Here is a 19,753-nt window from a genome sequence, read left to right on the forward strand (position 1 = left end):
TCGCACGAGCGGGAACCGTTTGACGAGGCATACCGTCGAAACTGCGTGATCGACGACTATCTGCGTGGCCACGACGGGGTGATCACCCTGGCGCAGGCCAAGCTGGCGGGACTGAGCCAGGACGCGGTCAACCGGAGAGTCCGTTCCGGGAAATGGCTGCGCTGCTCACCAGGGGTGTACTTCGCCGACGATCGGCCATTCACCGAATCAGCCCGGGTCAGGGCTGCTGTGTGGTCGGCGGGGCCGAATGCGGCCGCAAGCGGACTGGCCGCCGCGTGGTGGCACGAGGTGACGAAGTACCCGCCAGACACGGTTGAGGTCACCATCCCGAGAACGGGGCATCATCCGCAGCGACAAGGCGTCCGTCTGCGCAGGCGCGATCTCGACCCCACTGACATCGTGGAACGCCGCGGGCTGCGGGTCACCGCACTAGCGCTGACCGTGGTCGAAGCGGCGGCCCGGCGAGGTGGCGGCGCCAAGCTCATGGACAACGCGTTGCAGCGCCACACCGAACTGCGCGACCTGTGGCGGGCGCATCTGCGCAACAAGGGCAGGCACGGCTCGCCCGCTGCCCGCAGGCTGCTCATCGCCGCGGCCGACGGAGCGCGCTCCGAGGCCGAACGTCTGCTGATCAAGCTGCTCAGAGGAGCCCAGATCACCGGATGGAAGGCCAACTACCGCCTGGGCCGATGCGTGATCGACGTGGCCTTCCCCGCCCACAAACTCGCGATCGAGGCCGACGGCTGGGCGTTCCACAGCGACCAGGAGGTTTTCCAGCACGACCGCGTCAGGCAGAACGAGATCGCGCTGATGGGCTGGCAGGTGCTGCGATTCACCTGGCTGGATCTGACCGAGTATCCGCAGCGGGTGACCGCCGAGATCCGTTTCGCTATCGAGTGCCGCTCAGGCGCTTCAGCCAGCTTCCGAACGGGTGCCGCACGGTGACCGAACCCATCCGCACGCGGCCACGCACGACGAGGTGCAGCTGATCCGACGGCGGGCTGGTGCGGACCTTGACCGTGGCGCTGCCGGCGATGGCGTTGACTGCATTCATATCGGCGGTGGCCGAAGGGGGCACGATGAGCTCCGTCGTGCTGCAGTAGTCGTCGATGACGACCTCCACCACGGGCCCGGGCAGCACCGCAGAGCTGAAGTCGAGGGTCGTGCTGCACAGCCGGGTGTTGAGGTGCAGGGCCGGCGCCACCCTCCACTGTCCGCGCCGCACGATCGAGGACATCCAGCCACGCAGCTCCTCTGGCGCCGCTGCCGGCAGGTGAGATGCCGGGACCGTCGAGGGCGGCGCAATCGGCAGGTCCGCCACCACGGCGGCCAACTCGCCGCGAGTGCGGGCGGCCAGTGCGGCGTCGTAGCGCTCGCTGAACTCGTCGAGGGTGATCATGCCCTCGGCTACCGCGCGTTCGAGCAGTTGTCCCACCTTCGCGCGCTCGGCGTCTGAGACTCGGAGATGGTCGTTCGGGCCTGAGTCCATGTCCCGAGGTTAGGCGAACGACGCCCCGGGTTCACGTCCCGAGCTCCACCACCAGATGTCGGATACCGGTGTGCCGGTTGCTGCGGGTCCATTCGACGGGCTTGACCAGACGTGCCGACGAGAACCGCTGAAGCACTTCCTCGAACAGCACTCGCAACTCCAGCCGGGCCAGGTTGGCGCCCAGGCAGTAGTGGATTCCGTAGCCGAAACCCAAGTGCGGGTTGGGCTTACGCGTGATATCGAAGATGTCGGGATCTGAGAACACCAGCGAGTCCCGGTTCGCCGAGCCTTCCCAGACCTGCACCTTCTGCCCGGCTTCGATGTCACAGCCGCCCAACGTCACCGCTCTGGTCGCGGTGCGGCGTTTGGACGGTGACGGCGAGGTCCAGCGCACCATCTCCTCGATCGCCGTGGGCAGTTCGCTGAGATCGTCACGCAACAACGCCATCTGCGAAGGGTTTTCGATCAGGGCCAGCAGCCCGCCCGCCACTGAGTTGCGTGTGGTCTCGGCACCGGCGCTGAACAGCAGGCTGAAGAACAGGTACAGCTCCAAATCAGACAGCGCCGCGGCTTCATCATCGCGGAATGCGTTGGCCACCACCGAGAGCATGTCGTCGGTCGGCTCGGCACGTTTGGCGGCGATGAGTTCCTGGCCGTAGGTGTACATCCGCGAGCCGGCCTCCTCGGCCGACATCTGCGCCATGGCCGCAGAACGCGAACCTCCGAAGTCGAACTGCGGCTCTATCGCGTGGAACAGCCAATGCCGTTCGGATTCAGGCACTCCCAGCAGTATGCAGATCATCTGCATGGGCAGCTCCGCGGCCACGTCCACCAGGAAGTCGAACGGTTCCCCGGCCACCACCCCGTCGAGCAACCGGCGCGTCCGGGCCCGCAGATCGTCTTCGACCCGCCGGATCATCCGTGGCGTCAGCCCGGAGCTGACCAGCCGGCGGATCTCGGAGTGCCGTGGGTCGTCCATCATGTTGAGCACCTGCCCGGCGATGGCCAGATCCTGCAGCAGCGTGCCGCCGTAGGGCCGGGTGCCGCCGGTCACCGAGGAGTAGGTCTCCGCATCACGCAGCACCGCAAGGGTTTCGGCGTGGGTGGCCACCGACCAGAACCCTTCGCCATCCGGCGTATGTTCGGTCGCCGAGTGCCAGTACACCGGGGCTTCGCGACGGTGCGCGGCGAACAATTCGTGCGGAAAACCGGCAGCGAAGTTGTCCAGGTCGGTGAGGTCGGCCGCCAAACTCACAAGATGGCGCCCGAGGTGTACTTGGCGGCTTCGGGGTATCGGCTGACCAGTTCATCGACGGCCGCGACGACCCCGTCGACCTGGGCGCCGGCGGCCCCGGTGAAGGCCTGCTTGTCGGCCAGCGCGGCTTCCAGGGCCGCCCGGTCCAGCGGCAGCCGCGGGTCGGCTGCCAGGCGGTCCAGCAGGTCGGGCTCCAGACCGCGCTCGCGCATGTCCAGTGCGACGGCGACGGCGTGCTCCTTGATCACCTCGTGCGCGGTTTCGCGGCCCACGCCGGCGCGCACCGCGGCGATCAGGATGCGGGTGGTGGCCAGGAACGGCAGGTAGCGGTCCAGCTCCCGCTGGATCACCGCCGGGTAGGCGCCGAATTCGTCGAGCACGGTCAGGAAGGTCTCGGTCTGCCCGTCGATGGCGAAGAACCCGTCCGGCAGCGCCACGCGGCGCACCACCGAGCAGAACACGTCACCCTCGTTCCACTGCGCACCGGCCAGCTCGGCGGCCATCGAGGCGTAGCCGCGCAGCACCACCTGCAGGCCGTTGACCCGTTCACACGACCGGGTGTTCATCTTGTGCGGCATGGCCGAGGAGCCGACCTGACCGGGCGCGAAGCCTTCGGTGACCAGCTCGTGGCCGGCCATCAGCCGGATGGTGTGCGCCAGCGAGGACGGCCCGGCACCCACCTGCACCAGCGCCGAGAGCACATCGTGGTCCAGCGAACGCGGGTACACCTGCCCGACGCTGGTGAAAACCTCTGTGAATCCCAGGAATTGGGCGACCCGCCGTTCCAGCTCGGCGAGCTTGGAGGTGTCCCCGTCGAACAGGTCGAGCATGTCCTGGGCGGTGCCCATCGGGCCTTTGATGCCGCGCAGCGGGTAGCGGTCGATCAGCTCACGCAACCGGGTCAGGGCCACCAGCGTCTCTTCGGCGGCAGAGGCGAACCGCTTGCCCAATGTGGTGGCCTGGGCCGCCACATTGTGCGACCGGCCGGCCATCACCAGATCGCGGTATACGACGGAACGTTCGGCCAGCCGGGCCACCACCGCGACGCCGTGGGCGAACACCAGCTCAAGCGAGCTGCGGATCTGCAGCTGTTCGACATTCTCGGTGAGGTCGCGGCTGGTCATGCCCTTGTGGACGTGCTCGTGTCCGGCCAGCGCATTGAACTCCTCGATGCGGGCCTTGACGTCGTGGCGGGTGACCCGCTCGCGCGCCGCGATCGAGGCGAGGTCGACGTTCTCCAGGACCCGCTCGTAGTCGTCGATCACGCCGTCGGGCACCGGGACGCCCAGCTCGGCCTGCGCGCGCAGCACGGCGAGCCAGAGTCGGCGTTCGGCGACGATCTTGGCCTCCGGCGACCAGATCGCGACCATTTCGTCGCTGGCGTAGCGGTTTGCCAGAACATTCGGGATCGTCACGAACACACAGCTTACGGCCCAGGCCGCGGTACCAATGAGACAGTGGACGGATGTACTTCGTCGGACTCGACCTCGCGTGGGGCGAGAAGAACCAGACAGGCGTGGCCGCCATCGACTCCGGTGGGCGGGTCCTTCACGTCGGTGTGGCGCAGGACGACGACGATATCGCCGCGGCCATAGAGCCTTACGTCAGCGGCGACTGCCTGGTTGCCATCGATGCGCCGCTGATCGTGAAGAACCCGACGGGCCACCGGCCGTGCGAACGGGATCTCAATCGGGACTTCCAGCGGTTCGACGCCGGGGCACGCCCGGCGTTCACCGAGCGACCCGAGTTCAAGCATCCCCGTGGCGCGCGTATCGCGTCGGCTCTGGGCCTCGACATGGATCCGTCATCGCCGTCCAACCGTCGCGCGATCGAGGTCTATCCGCACCCGGCGAGCGTCGTGCTCTTCGGACTCGACAAGACCCTGAAATACAAGCGCGGCACGTTCGGCGACCGGCAGCGCGAACTGCTGAGGCTGATGACGTTCATCGAGGAGCTCGACGGAGCGACGCCGCGGCTGCGGGCGAACCGCAATGTCAGCTGGGTGGAACTGCGCAAGCGGATCGAGGCCGCCACCCGGCCCGGGCAACTCGACCGCGACGAGGACCCCGTCGACGCCCTGCTGTGCGCCTACATCGCGCTGTACTGGTATCACCGGCCCGAGGATGTGACGATCTACGGCGACTACGACTCGGGCTACATCGTCACGCCGTCCCTGCCCGCATCTCGCCTGCCGCGGCCTCGACCCGCACCGGTCCGCGAGGCAGCGCCGTCGACGGCTGTCGCCGAATACGCTGCCCGGCGCCCGGACCTGGTGGCCGCCACCGAGCAGTACCTCAAGCTGGTCACCAGCCTGCTCGACGAGGCGGGCATCAACTACCTCAGCATCACGGCCCGCACCAAGAGCGTCGATTCGTTCGCCATGAAAGCCGACCGCCGTGCGGCCGACGGCACGCGGATGTACACCGATCCACTCGTGGAGATCACCGATCAGGTGGGCCTGCGCGTCATCACCTATCTGCGTGAGGACGTCGACGCGGTGGCCAATCTGCTGGCCGAGGAGATGCGGCTGCTCGACGACCAGGACATGGGTCTGCAGACCGCCCGTCAGGGCCGGTGGGGCTACGCGAGCCGGCACCTGCTGTTCGGGGTCGAAGGCGAACAGTATCCGGCGTCCATTCAGGTCCGTACCGTGCTGCAGCACGCGTGGGCCGAGTTCGAGCATGACGTGCGGTACAAGGGTTCGATACCGGCCGAGCACGTCAGCGAACTGGACCGCCGGTTCACGCTGGCCGCCGGACTGCTGGAGCTGGCCGACCGCGAGTTCACCGAGATCCGGGAACGGCTGCGGCAGACCATGACCGAAGGGGAGGGAGAGGACGAGTCCCCGGGGTTTTCCAGGGACGCGCGCATCGCCACCCCGGTGCTGGCCACCTACCTGGGCAACCGCTTCCCCGACGCCGGCTGGTCGCGCACGGACCACTACGGCTGGATCTCAGGGTTACTGCTCGAGCTCGGCATCACCTCACTGGACGCGCTGACGAGCGTGCTGGATTCAGTGGACACCGACGAGATAAACCGGCTGATGGACTACCGGTACCCGCCGGGCGCGGTGCGCCGCCTGGACGACGCGTTGTTGGCCGTGTTCGAAGACCGCTATATCGAACTGGACGGAAATGCGCACCGGATCGCTCTGCTGCAGAACCGGATTGAAAAGCTGCGCAAAGATTCCTAGGGCGCGTCGGCGAGGTGGGTTGGGTCGGTGATGCCTGGCCCACGGATGCCCAGTTGACGATTGATCAGCATCGTGACGCCGAACAGGACGACGCCGATGACGATGAGGGCGAGCGCCAGAATGTACTGCTCCGGCGGTCGTCCCGAGGTGGGCAGCACCAGGTACACCGAGGCGATGAAGCCGATGACGGGCAGTGCGGTCGGAGTCTTGAAGTGCCCGCCCTCTTCCCGGACATCACGCCGCAGCACCAGGACCGCGACGTTGACCACCGAGAAGACCGCGAGCAACAACAGCGACGTGGTGCCACCGAGGATCGCGACCGTATCTCCGCTCGCGAACGCCGACACGTAGAAGATCAGGCCGAACGCGATGAGCGTGGTGAACACGATTGCCACCCAGGGGGTGTGCCGCTTCGGGTGCACCGCGCCCAGCACCGGTGGCAGCACATGCTGACGGGCCATGCCGTAGATCAGCCGACTGGCCATCAGCATGTTGATCAGCGCGGTGTTCGATACCGCGAACATCGAGATGATCGGCAGGATGTTCGCGAACGGGAGCCCGGGTGCGGCCGTCTCCATGACCTTCACCAGGGGTGACGAGTCGGCCTCGGATAGTTCCCCGACCGGTACCAGCGCGACGGCGATGATGGCCACGACGACGTAGACGAGGCCGGCAATCCCGAGGCCCGTCAACAACACCTTGGGGAAGATCCGCACCGGATCCTTGGTTTCCTCGGCCATATTGACCGAATCTTCGAAGCCGACCATCGCGAAGAACGCCAGCGATGTCGCCGCGGTGACGGCGATGAAGGCGTTCTTCTCCCCGGACGTGTCGAACGCGACAACCCGGGAGAAGTCGACGTCGACACCGCTGACGATGGCCCACAGTCCGACCACGACGACGATCACCAGGCCGGTGATCTCCACGAACGTGAGAAAGACGTTGAGCTTGACGCTCTCGCTGACGCCTCGCAGATTCACCGTGGCGATCAATGCCATGAACAGCAGCGCCAGCGCGACCGTGCCGAGCCGCTGCCAGCTGAAGATATGGTCGAAGTTCACCTCGACCGCGTCGAAGAAGCTGATCGCGAAGAAGCGCGAAGCCGTTGAGGCCGAAGTGATTCCGGAGCACATCACCACGAAGGCCACCAGGAAGGTGACGAACTGGATGCCAAATGCCTTGTGCGCGTACAGCGCTGCGCCGGCAGCCTGCGGGTACTTGGTGACCAGCTCGAGATAGCTGAACGCGGTGATGGTGGCGATCAGGAACGCCGCCAGGAACGGGAGCCACGCGGCGCCGCCGACCTCCTTGGCGACCTGCCCGGTCAGCGCGTAGACACCCGTGCCGAGGATGTCACCGACGACGAACAGAAGTAACAGTCCGGGCCCCATCACCCGCTTGAGCTGTGGCGCCTCCGCGGTTGCGGGTTGCGACATTCCCCCTCCTTCAGCCGGTCAGACGCGTACCCGCCCGTTCGTCGACGGGCGCCAGCACGTCGATGACGTCGATCAATGTGGCGCGGGCACTGGCTCTGGGCCCCTCCCCTTCGTCGACTAACGATGCCACGACTGCCCCGTCGACCGCACGCACCAGGGCCGTGACCAGTTCGGCCCGCACCGAGCGGCCCGAGCGTTCCACCACCTCGACCACAGCGTCGGTGCGCTGTTGCAGTATGCGGCGCTGAACATCGCGCAGCCCGGGCTGGCGGGCGCAGGCGATGTAGCGCTCGTAGCGCGAGATCAACTCCTCCGTTCCGTGCCGCTCCGGGGACTCCCCGAGCAACAAATCGACGAGGACGTCGGCGGTCGATTCGGCCCCCCGGCGCCGCCGCGACAGCGCAGCCACACCGGCGCTGAGTTGTTCGGCTTCTCGGGTTCCGATGTACTCGACAGCCTTGGCGATGAGGTCGTCCAGTGAGGAGAAGTAGTACGTCGTCGAGGCCAGCGGGAGGCCGGCGCGGCGCGCCACGGCACGATGCCGGACGGCGTCGAAACCGCCCTCGCAAAGCAACTCAGCGGCCGCCCTGACGAGGGCGTACCGCCTACGCTCCCCTTTGGGAGTGACCGCTGCCGTCACCTTCCACATGCTGCCAGCCGGGCCCCCTGCACATCGGGCTTTCGGTCAATCATCAGGCTTTGCTCAGGTTTTTCCGGCGCGTCGGCAATGCCACGGGAATGCCACTGGCCGATGCCATTGTCGGGCGATGGCAAGATGGCCCGCATGCCCAACTTGACCCGTCGCGCAGTCCTGCGCCTCGGCGTCGGTGCGGCTGCCGGCGCCGCCGGTGCTGTAGCCCTCGCCTCCGCCCCTGTCTCACCGGCCAGCCCTGCGGCCGCCCCGACGTTCACCAGTGGCTCGTTCGTATCGGCCGCGCGTGGCGGGACGAACACCAACTGGGCGATCGCGCGCCCACCGGGCCAGACTGGCAAACTCCGCCCGGTGATCGCCCTGCACGGCAAAGGACAGGATGCGGCCGGAGTGATGGCCGGCGGGGTGGAACAGGGTCTCGCCGAGGCGGTGGCGGCCGGGCTGCCGCCGTTCGCGGTGGTCGCGGTCGACGGCGGCGGAAGTTATTGGCACAAACGCGCATCCGGTGAGGATTCGGGCGCGATGGTGCTCGACGAGCTGATTCCGATGCTCGGCGATCAGGGCCTGGACACCTCGCGGGTGGGGTTCCTGGGCTGGTCGATGGGCGGTTACGGCGCCCTGCTGCTGGGCTCGCGGCTCGGACCTGCGCGCACCGCGGCGATCTGCGCGGTCAGTCCGGCGCTCTGGACATCCTCAGGGGCCGCCGCACCCGGGGCCTTCGACAGCGCGGCGGACTACGCCGCCAACAGTGTCTGGAGTCAGCCCGCGCTGGGGTCGATCCCGATCCGGATCGATTGCGGCAACAGCGATCCGTTCTATTCGGCCACCAAGCAGTTCATCGCCGAGCTGCCCAATCCCCCGGCCGGCGGCTTCTCCCCCGGCGGGCATGACGGCAGCTTCTGGAGTTCGCAGCTGCCCGCCGAGATCACCTGGATGGCTCCACTGCTGGTCGCCTAGAGGGTGATGCGCCCTTCGGCGGCGGCCAGACCGATGTCGCTGCGGAAGTGGCTGCCCGGCAACCGGATCGACTTGACGAGCGCGTAGGCCGCCTCACGTGCGGCAGGCAGGTCCGCTCCGGTGCCGACCACCGAGAGCACGCGACCGCCCGAGGACACCACCTCACCGTCCTCGCGGCGCGCGGTGCCGGCGTGCAGCACACCATCGGCTTCCGATCCGTGAATGACGTCGCCGACGCGCGGCCGGCCCGGGTAGTTCTCCGCGGCCACCACGACCGCCACGGCGTAGCCGTCCTGCCACTGCAGGTCGCCGAATGAGGCGAGCTCGCCGGTGGCCGCGGCGTTCAGCAGTTGCCCCAGCGGTGAATCAAGCAGGGCCAGAACCGATTGCGTTTCCGGGTCACCGAAGCGGCAGTTGAACTCCACCACCGCCGGACCGTTCGAGGTGATCGCCAAACCTGCGTAGAGCAGGCCCGAGAACGAGCTGCCACGCGCAACCAGTTCCGCCGCAACGGGTTTGACCACCTCGTCGACGATCTGGTTCTTCACCGAGTCCGGCAGCCAGGGCAACGGGGCGTACGCACCCATCCCGCCGGTGTTCGGCCCGGTGTCTCCGTCGCCGACCCGCTTGAAGTCCTGCGCGGGCAGCAGCGGCACCACCGTGGCGCCGTCGACCACACAGAACAGCGACACCTCGGGACCGTCCAGGAACGACTCAAGCAGCACCGGGTGCCCGGAGTCGAGCAAGCTGGCGGCATGGGCGCGGGCGGCGTCGCGATCGGCGCTGACCACCACCCCCTTGCCTGCGGCCAGACCGTCGTCCTTGACCACCCACGCGGCCTGGCCGGCGGGCGGACCGAAACGGTCCAGCGCGGCGTCGAGGCGAGCCGGGTTGTCGACGATCTCGCTGCTCGCGGTACGCACCCCGGCCGCGGCCATGACGTCCTTGGCGAAGGCCTTCGAGCCCTCGATGCGGGCGGCGTCCTTGCTCGCGCCGAAGCAGGCGATTCCCGCGGCGCGCACGGCGTCGGCCACGCCGAGTACCAGCGGAACCTCGGGACCGATCACCACGAGGTCGCTCTGGAGGCGCTGGGCCAGCTTGACCACGGCCTCACCGGAGGTGATGTCGACGTCGTACTGATCGGCAATGGACTGGGTGCCGGCGTTGCCCGGTGCCACCGCCAACTCCTCGACCTGCGGATCGCGGCGCAGGGCCAGCAGCAGAGCGTGTTCACGGGCACCGGATCCGATAACGAGGACGCGCACGGTCGTAGCGTAGCGGGAAACCTTCGGCCATACACTTGACGCCACAGTGTATGGTCGAACCAAGGAATGTGCTCGCCGTCACACGAGGAGATGATCCGGCTTGACCACCATGAATGCCTGCCCGTTCGGCGCCGGTTACGACTTCACCGATCCCGACGTCCTGCTCCGCGGAATCCCGGTGCGTGAGTTCGCCGAACTGCGCAAAACCGCTCCGGTGTGGTGGAACGAGCAGGACGAATCGATCTTCAATGACGGCGGCTACTGGGTGATCACCCGCCACGAGGACATCAAGACCATCTCCCGCGACGGCGGCGCCGTGTGGTCGACCAACGCCAAGGGTGCCGTGATGCGCCTGCCCGAAGGGGTGACCTCCGAACAACTCGACCTCACCAAGGCACTGCTGATCAACCACGACGCCCCCGAGCACACCCGGTTGCGCAAGCTGGTGTCGCGACTGTTCACACCGCGCTCGGTGGCAGCGCTGGAGGAGAAACTGGCCGTGGCGGCCCGCGACATCGTGGCCGCGGCGGCCAAGAAGGACAGCGGCAATTTCGTCGACGACGTCGCGATGAGCCTGCCACTGCTGGCCATCGCGGACCTGATCGGCGTCCCCGAGGAAGACCGGGAGAAGCTCTTCCACTGGACCAACGCCATCATGAACACCGACGATCCGGATTTCGACGCCGATCCGACGATGGCCAACGCCGAACTGATGGGCTACGCCTACACCATGGCCGAGCGGCGGCGTCAATGTCCGGCCGACGACATCGTGACCCGACTCGTGCAGGCCGACATGGGGGATGAAGGCGGCGGCATTACGGACGTGGAGTTCGCGTTCTTCGTGATCCTGCTGGCCGTGGCCGGCAACGAGACCACCCGCAACGCCATGACCCACGGCATGAACGCATTCCTCGAAAACCCGGACCAGTGGGAGCTTTTCAAGCGCGAACGCCCGGAGACCGCGGTCGACGAGATCATCCGCTGGGCCACCCCGGTGCACTGCTTCCAGCGCACCGCCCTGGTCGACACCCAGATCGGCGATGTCACCGTGAAGGCCGGGCAGCGCGTCGGCCTGTTCTACAGCTCGGCCAACTACGACGAAGAAGTCTTCGACTCGCCGTTCACCTTCGACATCCTGCGCAACCCCAACCCGCACCTGGCGTTCGGCGGCAACGGCGCGCACTACTGCATCGGCGCCAACCTGGCGCGGATGGAGATCAAGCTGATGTTCAACGAGATCGCCGACCAGATCCCCGACATCACCAAACTGGCCGAGCCGCAACGGCTCCGGTCCGGGTGGATCAACGGCGTCAAGGATCTGCCGGTCTCCTACCACGGTTGACGGGCGGGGCGATTCGCCCGTTGTTCTAAGATTCGCCCATGCGAACGCACGGGTGGGCCGGCTCGGCGCCGGCCACCGACGAAGAGGCGATTGCCCGGATCCTGGCCGCGGCCGGCAAGGCGATCGACGAGCGGGGCGCGGACTTCTCGATCGCCGACGTAGCCCGCACCCTCGGCGTCACCCGCCAGACCGTGTACCGCTATTTCCCCAGCACCGACGCCCTGCTGGTGGAGTCGGCGGTACACGCGGCCAGCGACTTCCTGGACCGGGTGGCCGCCCATCTGCAGGGGGTTACGGACCCGGTGGAGGCGGCCGCCGAGGGCATCGCGATTGCGCTGGAGTGGCTGCCCGAGGACAAGCACATCGGTTTGCTGATCGCCCCTGGTCGCGCCGATGCACACACCGAGTCCGTGACCTCTGATGTCGCGGTCGATTTTGCCCGCGCCCTGCTGCGCAAGTTCGACGTCGATTGGGCCGGCCTCGGCTACACCGACGCCGAACTCGACGAGCTCGCCGAGCATCTGCTGCGAATCATCCAGTCCTTCGTGATCGACCCGGGGCGCCCGCCTCGCACCGGCGAAGCGTTGCGCAGCTATCTGCGACGCTGGGTGGGCTCAGCAGTGGTGAGCGGACATCTGGCGTCCGCGAGGCCGTCGGCCGGGAACTAGACCAGCATAGAACGTCAGCGTCGTTCGAAATGCTGGTAGTCGACCGGGTCACGCCAGTTCCCACCCCACTTCCAGCCATGCCCGGCGAAGGCCCGCACCACCACGTCACCGTCGCGGATCATCCCCTGATCGGTGCGGGCGCGGTCCAGATACGCCCGCGCGGTGGCGGGCTGCAAGTCACCGGAGGCCGAGATATACGGGTTGATCAACGGGTTGATGTCGACCGCACGGCCGTAGGCGTGCAGGGACCAGGCTCCACTCGGCAACTGCCGGCAATTGAAGGCCGAGGTGTTGTTGTCCTGCATCGACAGCTCGTCCTCGGCGCGCGGATAGTTGTCCACCGTGTGCATCTTCTCGATCGGGAATCGTGCCGAATACAACTCCGCGAAGATCGTGATCACGTCGCTGACCGCATCACGGTTCACCACCAACTCACCGCGGTGCGATCGGCCGTCAAAACCGAAATAGGACAGGGTGATTCGGCGAAGCGCGGCGGGAGGCACGGGGCATCCCGGCCGCCAGGTGGCGCCCAGCGCGGCCGCGTCCACGGACTGAACCTGCGCGGGTTGCTCGGGCTGCGCGCTCTGCGGTGCGGCGGAGACAGTTTCCGGTGCCCGCCCCGATTCCGGCGAACCACCGGCACACGCCGCCGTGCACCCGGTGAACAGGCCCACCACCAGGGCACATATCCGGACGGTTGCGATGCCCACCCCGCGACTGTAGATCGCGGAACTGGCAGGCCCACCGTCAGCCCGGGCGAAGAATTTGCGCCCTCGATGGGGTTTGCCGGGACATAGACTTGAGACCTCGATCCAGCCGGGGGTGAGCCGTGGGGGCACTCGACGCCTTCTATAGGACGTGGTCGCAGGCGCGCACCACGTTCGGCGATGGTGCCCCGACAACGGGTGACTCGTTCAACGGCAGTGCGCACCTGCGCCAGATGCAATCGACCATCGAGTCCGCAGCGCCCGACGAACGATGGCAGGGCACAGCCTCGCAGGCCTACGCGGCGAAGAACGCCGAGCACGCGGCCGTATACGGCAAGCTCGCCAACCTCGACCAGCGCATGGCCGCCGAAGTCAGCCGGGCCGCCGAGGTGGTCAGCGCCGGTCGGCAGGATCTCGAGCAAACCCAGAGTTGGGTGACCAGCATGGACGCGTCGATCCCGCCCGGCAAGACCGGCGAGATCATGCGGGTGATCCTCGCCAGCAAGGGCATCGGCCAGATCAACGACGTCATCACGCAATCGACCGGAGAGATGGATGACATCGGTCGACGCATCGAGGACATCCGCAAGGAATACGACGCGATTGCGGGTGAGAAGGCCGGCGCCGGTGTGCCGGAGTCGCCGGAAGGCGATCCCCCGCCGGTTGATCCGCTCGACGAGCTCAAGCGCAAGTACCAGGTCGACGAGGATCCTGACGGCGCACTCGACTGGGAGCCAGGGTGGCCGCTCAACATGGCAACCGAACCGATGCACGTCACCGCTACCGAAGCGCGGATGTTGGAGAACCTCAGCCCGGCCGCACTCTGGGATCTCAACCAAACCAAGAAAGCAGCCGAGGCTGAAGCCAAAGCCCGCTTCCCTCCGCAAAACGGCCCCAACGATACGGCCGACAATCACACCGATGCGTTCCGGCACGCGTACTGGAACGCGTTGATGACACAAAGATTTGGCGAGGCATGGACGCGCGATTTCGCAACCGCTCACGAACGGCTGCCGGGCAATCCCGCCACCGCCGAAGCAATGGACCTGTACAACAACGAGGTCGGCAGAAACATCGCCACGGCCCATCCCGAAGCCACACCGGCGGAGCTCGCAGACCTCGTCGAACGAGCAGTCAACAACGGTGACACCGTTGTCGTAGCACCGAACGCTGGCGGCGATAGGCTCGCTTGGAGCGATACAGTCCCCGAGGGTGGAGCGGGCACGACGTCGAGATCCACGGTGCCGGGGCAAGCGCCGAATCCGACTGGCGCTGGCCCCGGTGGCGTCTACGATCCTGGCGAGCCGGGAGGCTACGGAACATCTGCAGGAGGGTATTGAGTGGTCAGGCCATCAACAATCTGCGTCGCACTCAGTGCGGTGATGCTGTGCTTTTTCGTGACGAGTTGCGACGTGGTAAGGCAAGCTATGAGGCAATCGATGGACGTTGATTACAACGATCAGCGGATGAATGACGGCTTGGCCAATCTCGTAGAGACCAGTACCAAGGGCCAACTCAGCGATTACACGTCATGGAACTGGGATGAGGTCCACCTGTTTCACGAATACACAGAGCGGGGTTTCATCGAAGAAACCGTCGGAGCGCCGGTCATCAAGAGTGACTTCTTCCAGTCCAAGGCCAGCCTCTTAGTCTTCGAGGACAACGGAAAGCCGGTCAAAGCTGTCGGTATCCCCGGCGACTATCTACGCGGTGAAGATCACCGTGTCAGTTTTGCTGCGGATGCGATGTTGGATCCGCAAGGCGGCGGCTATCTGATAGTGACGGTGCCTGCGAGCTAGCAACACATGCGCGGGTTTCAACTGTAGTACCGCAGGTAGTACCACAGTTGAGACCCATACGTATCGCCAGCGACAGCCGGACACAACTCAGACCACAGTCAACGGCAACGACTTCCGCGGCTCGAACACGAACGACGCGCCACCGCTGAACTTCGTCACCGCGACCTCATCGAATTCCTTTGCCGCGGTCTCGGTTTCGATCACCCGAGCCGTCCACTCCGTGTCGGAACCGATCACCTCGACCGACAAGTGCGGGTTGACCGCAGCGACGACAGCCTCCAGAGGCCGGGTCTCGGCGGGCCCGGTCAGCGCCACCCAGGAGCCGTCCTCGTGCGCCGGCGAGCGCCGCACCGACACCGTGTCAGGGCCGAACTCGGCATCGACGTATGCCGAAGGATTGAGCAGCGGATGCAACTCGAGCACCCGCACCGCACCTTCGATGCCACCGGGCAGATCCAGTGCCCGGCGAATGCGCTCAGCACCCAACCCGGCGACGCCGATCAGCTGCTTGGTGCAGATCTCGGTGGCCAGTGCGGTGTCCGTACCGGCCCGCTTCCCCACCGCGAGAATGAACGACAGATTCAGCAGGTGCATCTGCAGACACACCTCGTCGGCGATGCGGACCAGCGCCGAGTGCGAGAACGCTGCGAAGTCGAAGTCCGACACCAGCGGCCCCGAATAGTCGGATGCCCCCTCGTCGGAGGGATCGATCGGGTCCAGAACCGTTCGCGCAGCTTGGCTCCGGCCGATCACGTCGAGCGCCGGGATGTCATCGACCTCCGGGTACGACTCGTCGATGATCACCGTCCAGGCGCAGTGCGGCTGACGGTCTGCCGGGGTCCGGGGCGGCCGGTGAATCGGACGCACCTGGCACTTACGGTTGGTGGCCAGCGCGGTGGCATCAAAGGTCGGGTCCTCGATGTCGTGGCACATACCACGCACGTAATCCTCGCCCATCGGCTCGACGTCGAGCAGCGCCCCGCAGTGATCGAGGTGGAACTCGCCGTGCCAGCGATCATGAACCGTGTAGCGGAAATCCATGAATTGGGGCGGGGCGCCGATGTCGAGCTGCAAGCCCTTGAAGATCGTGATGACGTCGACGCCCTCGTACTTGAGCGCCTTCTGCATCCGCCTGGTGTAGATCGGGCTGGACGCCGCCCACTCCTCGATGGCGATCTGCAGCATCTCAGGCCGGCCGAAATTGCTGATGCACCAGGCCATCCCGGACCGGTCGATCATCTGGCCCATGAGCAGCAGCTCGGGTACCAGCTTGACCAGCTGGTCGTGGGTCAGCGAGGCGTACCTACTTGTCATCGAGCTCGCTCCCGGTGTTCATCTTGACTGCCGCGTTCACATTGGCGCGCCGGTCCTCGTCAAGCCCCTTCTCGGCGGCCTTGCGGCGCTTGGCCACGACCTTGGACACGGTTCCGTTGAGCCCGGACCCGAGCGGGAAACCGAGGTACTGGGTGAGGAAAATGGCGATGTCCTTGAGCTCTTCCTCGGTGAACTCACCGTTGAGCAGCGCGGCGTTCACCTGGATCTCGGCGAGATCCTGCGAGCCGACGGCGGTCACCGCGGACAACGTCATCAGCCGCTTCTCACGCATCGACAGTCCGGGCTTGGTCCAGATGGTGCCGAACAGGTGGTCGACGGTGAGATCGAAGTACGGATCACCCTCGATGTTCGGCATCTCCCAGCCGTAGACCTCGTTCATCTTGGCCAGGCCCTTGGCACGCAACTCGTCCATCGAAAGCTCTCCTAATCGTTCTTGTGCGGTACGCCGAGGCCGTCAGCGAGCCGCTGCAGGGCCACCTGCGCCAACGGAAGATCCACTCCCACAACGTCGCCCAGGCCGATGGCCAGGCTCAGGTCCTTTTCACCCAGGCCGCGGGTGTGGGTGAACGCGTCGTAGAGCCAGTGATCCGGGGTCAGCTCGGCCATGTTGTCGCGGACGATGATGGCGCCCGGCCCGCTGGTCAGCGCATCGGTATGACGCACCACCCGGCCCAGCGCACCCAGGTCCAACCCGGCCGCCTCGGCCAGCTTCATCGCCTCGCACGCCGCGGCGTAGGACGTGAAGGTCAGCATGTTGCGGGCCAGCTTCATCCGGGTGCCGGCACCCGGCTCGCCGGCGTGGATCACCATCGAGCCGAACTGCTTGAGCGCCGGCTTGATCCGCTCGTAGACCGGCCGTTCGGCACCGACCATGATGGCCAGCTCACCCTTCTCGGCCGCCGCACCGCCCCCGCTGACCGGGGCGTCGACGATGTGGATGCCCTGCGGGCGGTACTGCTCGGCGAGTTCGGCCGCGGTGGTGTCGCTGATCGTCGAATGGATCACGATCACGGTGTCCGGCTTGCCTTCTTTTTCCAACGCAGGCGCAAGCTGACTGATCACCGAACGCACCTGCTCGTCGTTGAGCACCGTGATGCTGATGATGTCCGCGTCAGCGACACCTGTGACGTCGGCCGCCAGTGTCGCGCCGAGCTCCGCGAAAGGCTCCATGGATTCGGCGCGCACATCGAATACCGTGAACCCGCCCGGCCATTCGGCCAGGCGCTTGGCCATGGGGGCACCCATGTTGCCCAGGCCGATGTAGCCGTATCGCTGCTGAGTCATGACCGGATGATCTGTCCGCCGTCGACGTTGAAGATCTGGCCGGTGATCCACTTGGCCTGATCGCTCAGCAGGAACAGGCACATGCCGACCAGGTCCTCCGGCTGGCCCATGCGGGACAACGGGATTCCCTTGACGATGTCGGCGACCATCTCCTGCGGGGTGGTGGTGCGGTTGGCCTCGGTGTCGATCGGACCGGGCGCAATGGCATTGATGCGGATGTTCTGGCCGCCCAGCTCCCGCGACAGCTGCTGGGTCAGGCCGTTGATGCCGACTTTGGCCAGGCCGTAGTAGTTGGCGTAGAGCCAGGCCGCGGTCGAGGACTGGTTGACGATCGCGCCGCCGCCACGCTTGGCCATCTTGCGGTACACCGCGCGGGTGCACACCAGCGCGCCGTCGAGGTTCACGCTCATGAACTTCTTGTAGTAGTCCCAGTCGACGGTGAGCAGGAAGTCGAGCTTCATGCCACCGAAGATCGCGGCGTTGTTGACCAGGTAGTCGATGCCGCCGAACTCCGAAAGAGCCTGCGCCGCCATGTCCTTGGCCGAGTCGATGTCGGAGACGTCGACCCGCACCGCGAGCGCGTTGCCGCCCTCACCCTTGATGCCGTCGGCGACCTTCGCAGCCCCTTCGGTGTTGATGTCGGCCACCACGACCGCGGCACCCTCGCGCGCCAGCGCCTCTGCGTAGGCCTGGCCGATACCGCCACCGGCCCCGGTGACGATGGCCACCTTGTTGTCGAACTGTCCCATCGAAAATCTCCTCAGTCGTCTAGTTCGCGAGCGTCGCGACGCACTTGATTTCGGTGTATTCCTCGAAGCCGGCCACGCCCATCTCGCGGCCGATTCCGGACTGCTTGTAGCCGCCGAACGGGGCATCGGCCGAGTACCAGATGCCGCCGTTGACGTTGACGGTGCCGACGCGCATCCGCGCCGCCACCGCCTGCGCACGGGCGTCGTCGCCGGAGAACACGGTGCCGGACAGGCCGTACGGCGAGTCGTTGGCGATCCGCACTGCGTCGTCGTCACCATCGTGGGCGATGACGGTCAGCACGGGCCCGAAGATCTCCTCGCGGGACACCCGGGCGTTGTTGTCCAGGCCGGCGATCACTGTCGGCTCGATGAAGAACCCGGTGTCCAAGTCCGCGGGACGCCCACCGCCGCACGCGAACCGGCCGCCCTCCTGCAGAGCGAGGTCCAGGTAGGACTGCACCCGGTCGCGCTGACGGGCAGAGATCAGCGGGCCGCACACCGTGCGCTTGCTGTTCGGGTCGCCGGGCTTGATGCCACCCAGGGTCGCCGCGGCCGCCTCGACAGCCTCGTCGTAGCGGGCCCGCGGCACCACCAAACGGGTGGTGATCGCGCAACCCTGACCGGCGTGCATGGCAACCGTGAAGGCCGCCATCGAGCAGGCCCCGGCCAGGTCGGCGTCATCGAGTACCAGGAAGGCCGACTTGCCACCCAACTCAAGGAACACCTTCTTGAGCGTGAGCGCCGCATCGGTCATGACGGCCCGACCGGTCGCGGTCGAACCCGTGAACGAAACCATGTCCACCCGGGGGTCTTTGGACAGCAGCGCGCCCACAGCGTGGTCGTTGGAGGTGACGATGTTGATCACGCCGGCCGGGAAGTCGGTCTGCTCGGCGATGATCTGGCCGACGGCCGCAGCCACCCACGGGGTGTCCGGGGCCGGCTTGAGGATCAGCGTGTTACCCGCGGCCAGGGCCGGGCCGACCTTGGCCAGGTTGATCTGGTGGGGGAAGTTCCACGGGGTGATCGCCCCGACGACGCCGACCGCCTCCCGCGCGATCTTGCGGTTGGTCGGGATGCCCTGCGGGGTGGCGTAACCGAGATCGGTTGTCCACTCGTAGTTCTCGGCGGTGTCGGCCGAGTAGGCCAGATCGTCGATCGGGCCTTCCAGCTGCGCGCCTGCGGTCAGCATGCGCGGGGCCCCCACCTCGGCGATGGTCAATTCCCGCAGTTCCTCGATGTTTTCGCGTAATGCATCGCGCAGCTGCCGCAGGCAGCGCACCCGGAGCGCGGTGTTCGTCGACCAGTCGGTGTCATCAAATGCCCGACGCGCGGCGTTAATGGCATTGCCCATGTCCTCGGCGTCGGCGTCGGCGGCAACGCCGAGCACCTCCTCGGTGGCGGGGTTGACGGTCTCGAACACTCCGCCGCCCCCGGCGACGAGCTTGCCGTCGATAAGCAGTTGACTCTGGCGATCGGCCAGTACCGGCATTGGTGAACTCCACTTCACGAATTCTGGACAACTGTCCGGCTGTCTCGTCTCGAACGATAGCCGCAGACGACGTCGAGCCGCAAGGGCGCACCTCATCACGCCTCATTCGACGCCAGAATTCGCAGTTCATTGT

General features: G+C 66.5%; 19 protein-coding genes. 7 read left to right on the top strand and 12 right to left on the bottom strand.

What is annotated here, in order from left to right:
• Positions 1-45 precede the first annotated feature (45 nt).
• A complete protein-coding gene (locus tag EH231_RS18480; RefSeq protein ID WP_124713033.1) occupies positions 46-945 on the top strand; it encodes a type IV toxin-antitoxin system AbiEi family antitoxin domain-containing protein in 900 nt (299 codons plus the stop codon).
• Here the strand turns inward: EH231_RS18480 and EH231_RS18485 are convergent.
• From EH231_RS18485 to purB, 3 genes are read right to left on the bottom strand one after another with little or no spacing between them, the layout of a single operon-like run.
• A complete protein-coding gene (locus EH231_RS18485) occupies positions 890-1,489 on the bottom strand; it encodes a DUF1707 SHOCT-like domain-containing protein (protein WP_090426574.1) in 600 nt (199 codons plus the stop codon). The two genes, EH231_RS18480 and EH231_RS18485, sit on opposite strands and share 56 nt — an antisense overlap.
• Before the next feature lie 31 nt (positions 1,490-1,520).
• Positions 1,521-2,738 (bottom strand): cytochrome P450, encoded by a 1,218-nt coding sequence (locus EH231_RS18490; RefSeq protein WP_124714313.1) that lies wholly within the window; start codon positions 2,736-2,738, stop codon positions 1,521-1,523.
• 2 nt (positions 2,739-2,740) lie between these two features.
• A complete protein-coding gene (purB, locus tag EH231_RS18495) occupies positions 2,741-4,159 on the bottom strand; it encodes an adenylosuccinate lyase (protein WP_044521869.1) in 1,419 nt (472 codons plus the stop codon).
• A 50-nt stretch (positions 4,160-4,209) separates the two neighbouring features.
• Here purB and relZ point away from each other — a divergent pair, with 50 nt between their 5' ends.
• On the top strand, positions 4,210-5,937 hold the full coding sequence (gene relZ / locus EH231_RS18500; protein WP_124713034.1) for a bifunctional ribonuclease/(p)ppGpp synthase: 1,728 nt from the start codon (positions 4,210-4,212) through the stop codon (positions 5,935-5,937).
• Here relZ and EH231_RS18505 read toward each other — a convergent pair.
• Together EH231_RS18505 and EH231_RS18510 are read right to left on the bottom strand one after the other, a co-directional pair.
• Positions 5,934-7,373, bottom strand: a complete 1,440-nt coding sequence (locus EH231_RS18505; RefSeq protein ID WP_090426568.1) for an APC family permease — start codon at positions 7,371-7,373, stop codon at positions 5,934-5,936. The genes relZ and EH231_RS18505 overlap by 4 nt on opposite strands.
• A 10-nt stretch (positions 7,374-7,383) precedes the next feature.
• Complete coding sequence (locus EH231_RS18510) at positions 7,384-8,022, bottom strand: TetR/AcrR family transcriptional regulator (RefSeq protein WP_164480942.1); 639 nt, start codon at positions 8,020-8,022, stop codon at positions 7,384-7,386.
• 126 nt (positions 8,023-8,148) lie between these two features.
• Between EH231_RS18510 and EH231_RS18515 the strand changes: the two genes are divergently transcribed.
• Complete coding sequence (locus EH231_RS18515; protein WP_090428677.1) at positions 8,149-8,982, top strand: alpha/beta hydrolase; 834 nt, start codon at positions 8,149-8,151, stop codon at positions 8,980-8,982.
• Here the strand turns inward: EH231_RS18515 and purD are convergent.
• The gene (gene purD / locus EH231_RS18520) at positions 8,979-10,247 is read right to left on the bottom strand and encodes a phosphoribosylamine--glycine ligase (protein ID WP_090426565.1); all 1,269 of its coding nucleotides are present in this window, start codon (positions 10,245-10,247) and stop codon (positions 8,979-8,981) included. The two genes, EH231_RS18515 and purD, sit on opposite strands and share 4 nt — an antisense overlap.
• A 109-nt stretch (positions 10,248-10,356) precedes the next feature.
• Here purD and EH231_RS18525 point away from each other — a divergent pair, with 109 nt between their 5' ends.
• Positions 10,357-11,589: a cytochrome P450 gene (locus EH231_RS18525; protein WP_205266093.1), complete on the top strand. Its 1,233-nt coding sequence runs from the start codon at positions 10,357-10,359 to the stop codon at positions 11,587-11,589.
• A gap of 38 nt (positions 11,590-11,627) precedes the next feature.
• Positions 11,628-12,257 (top strand): TetR/AcrR family transcriptional regulator, encoded by a 630-nt coding sequence (locus tag EH231_RS18530; RefSeq protein WP_124713036.1) that lies wholly within the window; start codon positions 11,628-11,630, stop codon positions 12,255-12,257.
• A 14-nt stretch (positions 12,258-12,271) separates the two neighbouring features.
• Here EH231_RS18530 and EH231_RS18535 read toward each other — a convergent pair whose 3' ends face one another.
• Positions 12,272-12,967, bottom strand: a complete 696-nt coding sequence (locus tag EH231_RS18535; RefSeq protein WP_124713037.1) for a M15 family metallopeptidase — start codon at positions 12,965-12,967, stop codon at positions 12,272-12,274.
• Positions 12,968-13,086: 119 nt separating this feature from the next.
• Here EH231_RS18535 and EH231_RS18540 point away from each other — a divergent pair, with 119 nt between their 5' ends.
• On the top strand, positions 13,087-14,304 hold the full coding sequence (locus tag EH231_RS18540) for a DUF6973 domain-containing protein (protein ID WP_124713038.1): 1,218 nt from the start codon (positions 13,087-13,089) through the stop codon (positions 14,302-14,304).
• Between the two features lie 99 nt (positions 14,305-14,403).
• A complete protein-coding gene (locus EH231_RS18545) occupies positions 14,404-14,763 on the top strand; it encodes a hypothetical protein (protein ID WP_090426551.1) in 360 nt (119 codons plus the stop codon).
• Between the two features lie 87 nt (positions 14,764-14,850).
• Here the strand turns inward: EH231_RS18545 and EH231_RS18550 are convergent, their stop codons facing one another.
• Genes EH231_RS18550 through EH231_RS18570 form a run of 5 tightly spaced genes read right to left on the bottom strand, consistent with a single transcriptional unit; the run spans position 14,851 to position 19,620 of the window.
• On the bottom strand, positions 14,851-16,077 hold the full coding sequence (locus EH231_RS18550) for a hypothetical protein (RefSeq protein WP_124713039.1): 1,227 nt from the start codon (positions 16,075-16,077) through the stop codon (positions 14,851-14,853).
• On the bottom strand, positions 16,067-16,510 hold the full coding sequence (locus EH231_RS18555; protein ID WP_039325318.1) for a carboxymuconolactone decarboxylase family protein: 444 nt from the start codon (positions 16,508-16,510) through the stop codon (positions 16,067-16,069). The genes EH231_RS18550 and EH231_RS18555 overlap by 11 nt, the downstream gene beginning before the upstream one ends.
• Before the next feature lie 11 nt (positions 16,511-16,521).
• Positions 16,522-17,382 (bottom strand): NAD(P)-dependent oxidoreductase, encoded by an 861-nt coding sequence (locus EH231_RS18560; protein WP_124713040.1) that lies wholly within the window; start codon positions 17,380-17,382, stop codon positions 16,522-16,524.
• Positions 17,379-18,131, bottom strand: coding sequence for an SDR family oxidoreductase (locus EH231_RS18565; RefSeq protein ID WP_044520542.1), 753 nt, complete (start codon positions 18,129-18,131; stop codon positions 17,379-17,381). The genes EH231_RS18560 and EH231_RS18565 overlap by 4 nt, the downstream gene beginning before the upstream one ends.
• Positions 18,132-18,150: 19 nt before the next feature.
• Positions 18,151-19,620, bottom strand: coding sequence for an aldehyde dehydrogenase (locus EH231_RS18570; protein ID WP_090426543.1), 1,470 nt, complete (start codon positions 19,618-19,620; stop codon positions 18,151-18,153).
• Between the last annotated feature and the right edge of the window lie 133 nt (positions 19,621-19,753).

The sequence above is a fragment of the Mycolicibacterium nivoides genome (assembly GCF_003855255.1).
Taxonomy (GTDB): Bacteria; Actinomycetota; Actinomycetes; order Mycobacteriales; family Mycobacteriaceae; genus Mycobacterium; species Mycobacterium nivoides.

What these genes read in the sequence shown, in the direction of transcription:
- EH231_RS18485 (WP_090426574.1), bottom strand. Translation starts at nt 1,489, where the DNA reads ATGGACTCAGGCCCGAACGACCATCTCCGAGTCTCAGACGCCGAGCGC.
- relZ (WP_124713034.1), top strand. Translation starts at nt 4,210, where the DNA reads ATGTACTTCGTCGGACTCGACCTCGCGTGGGGCGAGAAGAACCAGACA.
- EH231_RS18505 (WP_090426568.1), bottom strand. Translation starts at nt 7,373, where the DNA reads ATGTCGCAACCCGCAACCGCGGAGGCGCCACAGCTCAAGCGGGTGATG.
- EH231_RS18510 (WP_164480942.1), bottom strand. Translation starts at nt 8,022, where the DNA reads ATGTGGAAGGTGACGGCAGCGGTCACTCCCAAAGGGGAGCGTAGGCGG.
- EH231_RS18515 (WP_090428677.1), top strand. Translation starts at nt 8,149, where the DNA reads ATGGCCCGCATGCCCAACTTGACCCGTCGCGCAGTCCTGCGCCTCGGC.
- EH231_RS18525 (WP_205266093.1), top strand. Translation starts at nt 10,357, where the DNA reads ATGAATGCCTGCCCGTTCGGCGCCGGTTACGACTTCACCGATCCCGAC.
- EH231_RS18530 (WP_124713036.1), top strand. Translation starts at nt 11,628, where the DNA reads ATGCGAACGCACGGGTGGGCCGGCTCGGCGCCGGCCACCGACGAAGAG.
- EH231_RS18545 (WP_090426551.1), top strand. Translation starts at nt 14,404, where the DNA reads ATGGACGTTGATTACAACGATCAGCGGATGAATGACGGCTTGGCCAAT.
- EH231_RS18550 (WP_124713039.1), bottom strand. Translation starts at nt 16,077, where the DNA reads ATGACAAGTAGGTACGCCTCGCTGACCCACGACCAGCTGGTCAAGCTG.
- EH231_RS18555 (WP_039325318.1), bottom strand. Translation starts at nt 16,510, where the DNA reads ATGGACGAGTTGCGTGCCAAGGGCCTGGCCAAGATGAACGAGGTCTAC.
- EH231_RS18560 (WP_124713040.1), bottom strand. Translation starts at nt 17,382, where the DNA reads ATGACTCAGCAGCGATACGGCTACATCGGCCTGGGCAACATGGGTGCC.
- EH231_RS18565 (WP_044520542.1), bottom strand. Translation starts at nt 18,131, where the DNA reads ATGGGACAGTTCGACAACAAGGTGGCCATCGTCACCGGGGCCGGTGGC.
- EH231_RS18570 (WP_090426543.1), bottom strand. Translation starts at nt 19,620, where the DNA reads ATGCCGGTACTGGCCGATCGCCAGAGTCAACTGCTTATCGACGGCAAG.